We start from the raw sequence: 1658 nt of genomic DNA, 5'->3' as shown, positions 1-1658 counted from the left end.
CATTTGTGGGTGTCTCCTTTGAACGATGATTTGTCAACCGGCCAGTTAACAATCATTATTCTATGGGTGGCACTCATTTTTTGCAAACCGGTTATTTGTTACTTAACAGGAATGCTCCTTATATATATCGGATTATCCTAATCTTTCACTATCTCATAATCACCGAATCTGTCATTGATTCCTGTTTCATACGAATACCATCGTGTAAATACAGACATATTACTCAGGAAATATTTGACTTTGGAATTGTCTTTAGTATCCGAATAATAATCTTCCATTAAATCCCATACATTACGGATTTCGCCCTCCGACCTGATTTCTGAAATCCGAATTCCATATACTGTTAAAATCAAAACCACCGTCTAACGTAAGGCTGGAATTTGCTTCGATTTCATCACAGTCAATCCCGCCCAATTCCCATTTTTCCGTCATTTTCCAGGCAGATTCTCTCAATGCCGCATTGGTGTCATTGCATTGATAGTAATAATCTGAATTATAATAAGTCCAATCACTGTGATCATCAGAATAGTATTTTTCCTTAAACAATGCCAGTAAATCTGTACCATCCTCTGCAATAAAAGTACCATTCTTTGAAAACAGATTTGATATCTGCTGATTTACAACACTCCTATTTATAAACCATTATTTTAATCGCACGCTCTTTACGCTTTCATATCAAAATTGTCTTGTGACATTATATTTTCATTCATACCACCAGTTCTTTGTTCACTGTTTAATGCTTTTCTTGCATCACAAAAAGCCTCATAATACGTCGATTTTAACGCCGAATGTACCTGTGACTCTGCTTTTGTTTCCTTTTCTTGCCAGCCTACTCCCTCTGTATATGTCAGAACTTCTTCACCACATTCGTTATATACATGAGCTGCTGATCCTGTTCCCTCTCCCTGAAACTCTGCCTCATATGGTATCCCGAACAAAATACAGAGCCATTTTTTATCAGCTTTTTCAACTCCTTTCATTGCGGACATATTGCCGGAATTCATTGATTGATTAAATTTTCCAATTAAGGCTGCCCTGTTCGGTGCCACTTTGCTTACTTCCATCTTACGCAAATTCATAAACGCATTTCCCATATATACGTTGTCCTGTGCATCTTTTTTTGCCAGTTCAACAATTTTCTCTTTTAAAGAATCCGTTAATTTCCATTTGTTTTTTTCAGAAGATTTAGAAACTTTTTTATCCGAAGTGCCCCATAATTTTGCTGTGCTATAATTATTTGATACCTCCATTTTATAGTAACTCCTTTCTTCATTATTTGAAGTTCTTCCAACTATGCTACCTGTTGGATTTCTCTCAGCATCAATATGATATGTAACTTTATTTGCAAACCACCATACTGATATCATCTTTTGAATTTTGACACTCAGCAATAACCATTGCATATTTCCATCATAATCCTAAAGTGCATACATATGTTGTAATTTACTCAACATATTACTTACTCTGCCTTCAACAGCTTCTGACTGATTTCTTAATTCATACCTGCTTCCATAGTAATCATTTAAACGGTCTTTCATTTCATTACAAAATAATTTTTGATCTGTTTTACCATTTAAAAACTGATTGCAGATACCACTTATCTCTTTCTTCTCATTTGTATAAAAAGCTGTCTCATCTGAGATTATTTCTGACTTGTA

The 1658-nt window shown here is 34.9% G+C and carries 2 protein-coding genes and 1 pseudogene; all 3 read right to left on the bottom strand.

What is annotated here, in order from left to right; all coding sequences use genetic code 11:
• Positions 1-291: 291 nt before the first annotated feature.
• Entirely contained in the window at positions 292-432 is a 141-nt protein-coding gene (locus H8S17_RS16645; protein ID WP_243238117.1) for a hypothetical protein, read from the bottom strand.
• Positions 433-662: 230 nt separating this feature from the next.
• Positions 663-1250 (bottom strand): hypothetical protein, encoded by a 588-nt coding sequence (locus H8S17_RS16045; protein ID WP_186867888.1) that lies wholly within the window; start codon positions 1248-1250, stop codon positions 663-665.
• A gap of 168 nt (positions 1251-1418) precedes the next feature.
• Positions 1419-1658 (bottom strand): annotated as a pseudogene (locus tag H8S17_RS16040) (hypothetical protein); the annotation flags it as partial.

Origin of the sequence: Roseburia zhanii, assembly GCF_014287635.1 — a bacterium.
GTDB classification, from domain to species: Bacteria; Bacillota; Clostridia; order Lachnospirales; family Lachnospiraceae; genus Roseburia_B; species Roseburia_B zhanii.
This window is presented reverse-complemented; position numbering and strand designations above follow the sequence as displayed.